General features: G+C 65.2%; 5 protein-coding genes, 2 tRNA genes and 1 pseudogene. 2 read left to right on the forward strand and 6 right to left on the reverse strand.

Annotated elements, in window-relative coordinates; genetic code table 11:
* From NZ849_RS08725 to NZ849_RS08745, 5 genes are all read right to left on the reverse strand, one after another.
* A partial coding sequence (locus NZ849_RS08725; protein ID WP_295406193.1) for a DeoR family transcriptional regulator occupies positions 1–338 on the reverse strand: 338 nt, incomplete at its 3' end.
* 431 nt (positions 339–769) lie between these two features.
* Positions 770–1,156, reverse strand: a complete 387-nt coding sequence (locus NZ849_RS08730; protein WP_295406195.1) for a cytochrome c — start codon at positions 1,154–1,156, stop codon at positions 770–772.
* Positions 1,156–2,457, reverse strand: a complete 1,302-nt coding sequence (locus NZ849_RS08735) for a molybdopterin-dependent oxidoreductase (RefSeq protein ID WP_295406197.1) — start codon at positions 2,455–2,457, stop codon at positions 1,156–1,158. Before NZ849_RS08735 ends, NZ849_RS08730 begins: the two co-directional genes overlap by 1 nt.
* A gap of 411 nt (positions 2,458–2,868) precedes the next feature.
* The gene (gene mqnP / locus NZ849_RS08740) at positions 2,869–3,726 is read right to left on the reverse strand and encodes a menaquinone biosynthesis prenyltransferase MqnP (protein ID WP_295406199.1); all 858 of its coding nucleotides are present in this window, start codon (positions 3,724–3,726) and stop codon (positions 2,869–2,871) included.
* A gap of 43 nt (positions 3,727–3,769) precedes the next feature.
* The gene (locus NZ849_RS08745) at positions 3,770–4,603 is read right to left on the reverse strand and encodes a sulfurtransferase (protein ID WP_295406200.1); all 834 of its coding nucleotides are present in this window, start codon (positions 4,601–4,603) and stop codon (positions 3,770–3,772) included.
* Between the two features lie 90 nt (positions 4,604–4,693).
* On the opposite strand from NZ849_RS08745, the gene NZ849_RS08750 reads away from it, so the two are divergent.
* Positions 4,694–4,783 (forward strand) — tRNA-Ser (locus NZ849_RS08750).
* A gap of 83 nt (positions 4,784–4,866) precedes the next feature.
* Positions 4,867–4,961, forward strand: a tRNA-Ser gene (locus tag NZ849_RS08755).
* Between the two features lie 33 nt (positions 4,962–4,994).
* On the opposite strand, the pseudogene NZ849_RS08760 reads toward NZ849_RS08755, so the two are convergent.
* Positions 4,995–5,179, reverse strand: a pseudogene (locus NZ849_RS08760) (hypothetical protein); the annotation flags it as partial.

Genomic DNA, 5,179 nt, shown 5'->3' on the forward strand with positions numbered 1-5,179 from the left:
TCCGTCTCCCCCTGGGCCAGGGCCTGGGCGATGGGCAGGTCCAGGGCGATGGCCCTCAGGGGCCGCCCCGAAAGGAGCCGGGCCAGGGCCAGGAGGGTGGTCCCCGAGTCCAGGACCACCGTGGCCCCATCGGGCACGAGGAGGGCTGCCCTTTGGGCGATGGCCTCCTTGGCCTCCCGGTTCCGGGCGAGCTTTTCCGCGTAGGGGGGCTCGGCCTCGGGGGCGATGGCCCCCCCGTGTTCCCGCTGGAGGAGGCCCTGCCGGGCCAGGGCGGCCAGGTCCCGGCGCACCGTGGCCTCGGAGACGCCCAGGTGGTGGGCTAGCTCCTTGGTGCTCATCCCTCCATGTTGACGTATCAGTTGGAGGAGGTTTTGGTGCCTCAAACTAGCCAGGGGCATTTTGCGCGATGGTAAGCGATTGTGAGTGAAATTGTCAAGGATCCACAGGCTTGCCCTACCTCTTTGGGATTGGATTCGTATGGGCCGAGGTGTGGGGTAGGTGCGGCCTTGCGCTAAAAAGAGCTCCGAGGAAGCCCTCGTCCGCTGCCTAGCCACGGCAGGGCAATGGCTCGAGCGCGGAGCTTTCAGCCTCAACCAGGGAAACAGCGCTCTTGCCTGGCCCAGGGGCAACCTGGCGCAGCCTAGCGGCGGGCGAGGTTGTTCCGTGCTGCTGCAGTACCCGGTCCTAGTTCCGCAAATAAGCGGAAGCCCCCCGCAAGACCAGGGGGCTTGGAATTGGCCGGTTTAGCCTCGGGCTTTCCGAGGGGTGCTCAGTTCGAAGGGAGGCGGATGGGGAGCTGTCGGGCATTGTTCGGCCCGACCACCGTGCCGGCGGGGAGAACCTTGTTCTCGCTTAGGATGTAGGCAATCACCGCCCAGTACTCCTCGTCCTTAAGGCCCCCGGGGTTGGTGGGGGGCATCGAGAGGGTCACGTAGTCGTAGAGCCCCTGGGCCGTGCGGTAGCGGGTCAGACGGCTCAGAGGAGCGCTACCTACCAGGCCTTGGGCCCCCTGGGCATGGCAGGTGGCGCACTGGGCCTGGTAGACCTGGCTGCCCAGGGCCAGCTGCTGGGCCTGAGGGGTGGGGGCCTGCTGGGCTTGCAAGCCGGCGGGTAGGGCAAGGAGGCCCAGCGCAAGGAGCACAGCAGCCTTCTTCATCAGACCACCTGCACCTCGAAGCGCGGAATGGAGTTGTTCATGTGCCCCAGGGCGTCGAAGGGCACCCGGGTGGGCTGGACGTTCCCGTGGTTGTCGGTGGCCCGGGTCTCGATGACGTGGACCCCAGGGGTGGCCTCGAAGGGGAACTGGAAGCGCACCCAGGTGTAGCGGCCCAGGTTGGGCGGGAGCAGGGTAGCCCGGCGCCAGGGGCCGCCGTCGATGCGGTACTCCACCAGCCGCACGCCCCAGGGGGAGTGGGCGTAGCCGCGCATGGTGTGGCGCCCGGCGCTCAGCTGGGGAAGCTGGTTCTGCTGCAAGGGGTAGTTGCCCAAGGCTGGGGAGCGCCGGATCACCAGCGGCAGGTTGATGAAGCTCTTGACGTTCTGGTAGGTGAGGGGCAGGCCCACCACCTGCTCGGGCTGCACCTCGCGGAAGAAGTCGTTCTGGGGGTCGGGCTGGGGCTTGGGCCACTCGGTGCCCACCGCGACCTGGTCGTTGGAGTTGAGCGGCACCCAGACCCGCTTGGCGCTGAAGTAGACCTCGGTGAGCCACTTGGTGCTGGCCGCCCCGCCATACCCCGGGACCAGCGCCCGCACCGGCCCGCCGTGGTCGGGGGGCAGCTCGTCGCCGTTCATGCTGAAGGCGATGCCGATCTCCCGCGGACGGTTGAGCACTTCCTGGATGGAGATGGGCCGGCCCACAAAGGGGGTGTCCACCCCGCTCCAGAAGAGCACATCCCGCACTTTGTTGGTGTCAACCTGGGCCAGCTCGAGAATCACCCCAATCGGCACGTACTCCCACTCGGCCTGGCTCACCGCGCCCAGAAGCCAGTTGGAGCCGCGGGGGGTCTGGTTCTGCTGCTCCCAGTAGAGGGTGCGGCCGTTGCCGTAGCACTCCAGGTAGTAGATGGCCCGCTCGGTGGGCAGCTTCAGCAGGTCGTCGTAGGTCAGGTTGAGCTCCCGTCCCACCCCGTCGCCGTAGACCCGAAGCCGCCACTGGGCCTTATCCACCAGCGGTGTGGCGGCGTAGTTGCGGATGTAGAAGCGGTCTACCGGGGTGATGTAGCTGTTGTATTCCCAGTAGCGCCCCGAGCGGTTGGTGGCCGAAGCCGGCACAAAGAGCTTGGCATCGGACTTTACGTGCACCCGCCGCTGCTGGGCTTGCTGGGCTAGCACCCTAGGAGCCAGCGGGCCCAGGCCCGCGACCAAGGCCGCCCCCCCGAGGCCAGCCAGACGCATGAGTTCCCTGCGGCTGACGCCGAGCTTCTGGGCTGCATCTGCGCGAACAGACCAGCTTTTCATAGACCTGCCCTCCTTCCTCCTTATTGACAGACAAAAAATGTAAACTACTTACAAAAGGGAAATTGTGCACTGTCACACTGACTGACAAAGGCGCCAATCCCCAGGGCCGCGCCCGATAAGGTGGGGCCCATGTGCCGCTCCCGCTTGCTCAACCCCGGTTCTGTGGAGCTCCACTCGGGACGTAGGAGGCCCTTGCATGCTCCCAGAGAGGCATTCTGGGTGCCAGAATCTTCCCATGCTGTCTTTCAACGTGGACTGCTGATCTCACACCAGGCTTGGTTGGTCCATCGCCCAACAACGGCCAACCCGACCGAAGGGAGTGCCATAAGGTTCAAAAAGACAGCCCCCAAGGCTTCCGATCGTTTTTTCTGCCTATCGAGCCCCAGCGGCTCAACGTGGGTGAGGAGCGGTCTAAATCAGGGTGTCGAGCAGGATGAAAGCCAGCATGCCCAGGCTCACCGCCACGTTGGCCTGGAAGAAGGCCTGATCTACTTTGCTGAGGTCGTGGGGTTTTACCAGCTGGTGCTCGTACCAGAGCACTGCGCCTACCCCCAGCACACCCAGGTAGTAGACCCAGCCCGCTCCGCTTAGCGCGCCCGTCAGCAAGAAAAACCCAAAGGTAAGCCCGTGGGAGACCTGGGCAATCCGCAGCGCAGCGGGAATGCCGAAGCGGGCTGGGATGCTGTGGATCCCGTTTCTTCGGTCGAACTCGTAGTCCTGCGTAGCGTAGAGGATGTCGAAGCCGGCCAGCCAAAAAGCCGTGCCGGCCCACAGCGCAAGAAGCGCGGGCTCGAACGCACCCGTGACCGCAATCCAGCCCCCGGCAGCGGCTGCTCCGACGGTGAGGCCCAACCAGAAGTGGCACAGCCAGGTGAAGCGCTTGGTGTAGCTGTAGCCTACCAGGAAGAACACCGCCACCGGAAGGAGCTGGGCTGTGAGGGGGTTCAGGTTGAAGGCGGCTAGGCCCAAAAGGAGCAGACCTGCCAGGGCTAGGCCCAGCACCTCGAGGGGTTGCACCAGCCCTCGGGGAAGGTGACGCCCGGCAGTACGGGGGTTGGCAGCGTCAATGTGGCGGTCAATGAGGCGGTTGAGGGCCATGGCCCCGGTGCGGGCCCCCACCATGGCGACCGTGACCCAGGCGAAGGTGTCCCAGCCTGGCCAGCCCCGGGCGGCCAGCAGCATTCCCCCGTAGGCGAAGGGTAGCGCGAAGAGGGTGTGCTCAAAGCGCACCAGTTCCAGGTAGGTTCTAAGGCGGGTTAGGGCGAGCATACGCTGTGCCAAGTTTACCTGGTGGCCCGGCCCGGAATAGGGCCTAACCCTCTCCCTGGGCCACCGGCCGGCCTGGGACCGAGACCCAGTCGCTCCAAGAGCCTTTGTACAGACGGGCGGGCTTTCCGATGAGCTGCAAGGCCAGTACGTTCACCGCTGCTGAAATCCCCGAGCCACAGTACACCACCAACTCGCCTTCCAGGCCAGCGAAGCGATCGGCTTGGGCCTCGGCTGGCTTGAAGCGACCGGAGGGCTCCAGAGCTTCCTGCCAGTAGCGGTTGACAGCCCCGGGAATGTGCCCAGCCACGGGGTCCAGAGGTTCTGCCTCACCCCGGTAGCGCTCGGGGGCGCGTGAGTCCACCAGCACCGTTCCCTCGGGCCGGTGGGCCACGAACTCCGCATCCACCACCCATTCGGGATGGGGCTTGGGGGTGAAGAGGGTTGGAGGGGGCGGGGTGGGCCTGCGGCTGAGCGGCAGACCGGCGGCTTTCCAAGCGGTGATACCTCCATCCAGCACCGAGACCCGCTCGTGCCCCAGCCAGCGCAGCAGCCACCACAGGTAGGGGGCGAACATGCCCCCTTCAGGAGGGGCATCGTAGGCCACCACGTGGTGGGCATTGCCTATTCCCGCCTGCCCTAGGGTGGTGGCCAGGGCCTCGGGGTCGGGCAGTGGGTGCCGTCCTCCCTTCCGGTCAGGCCGCATGGGGGCGCAGAGGTCTTGCTCCAGGTCGAGAAAGACCGCTCCTGGGATGTGCCCAGCCAGAAAGGCCTGCCGGCCTGCTTGTGGGTCTTGTAGGGAGAAGCGGCAGTCCACAAGGCGGAGTTCGGGGTCGTGGAGGTGTCGGCGCAGCCAATCCACGTCTACCAAGGGGCCCATGGCCCAAGTGTATGTCCTTCTGAGGAGGCTTGGGAGGTCCATAGGTTGGCGCTTGACAAGCTCCTTAGTCCAACCCATAGTTAGTCCCGTGGAGGGATGGCTGAGTGGTTGAAAGCGGCGGTCTTGAAAACCGTTGTAGGCGCAAGCCTACCGGGGGTTCGAATCCCTCTCCCTCCGCCACCAGGGCCAGGTACTTCAAACCAGCCGTTTTTGTGCTAAAGTGTCGTGTGCGGTTCTGGGCTATCCCCAGAACACCGCCCCAAGGAGGGGTGGCCGAGTGGCTGAAGGCGGCGGTTTGCTAAACCGCTATAGGGAAATAAATTCCCTATCGGGGGTTCGAATCCCCCCTCCTCCGCCAGAGGGAGAGGCCAGGGTGCTCCTGGCCCTTTTTTTACCTGTGCTTCTTTCTCTTTTTAGGCGAGGCCCCTGCAGGGGCAGAGGTCCAGGCTCGCTTCAGCCAGCGCAGGGCCCAGACCGAAGCCAGCAAAAGTCCTGCGGAGGTCCCAAAGGCGGCCAGGCTGACCTGTAGAAGGCTTGGGTTGATCTGCGGTCCTGAGGGGAGCTGCACAGCCTGGC

This window comes from Meiothermus sp. (genome assembly GCF_025060375.1).
Lineage (GTDB): Bacteria > Deinococcota > Deinococci > Deinococcales > Thermaceae > Meiothermus.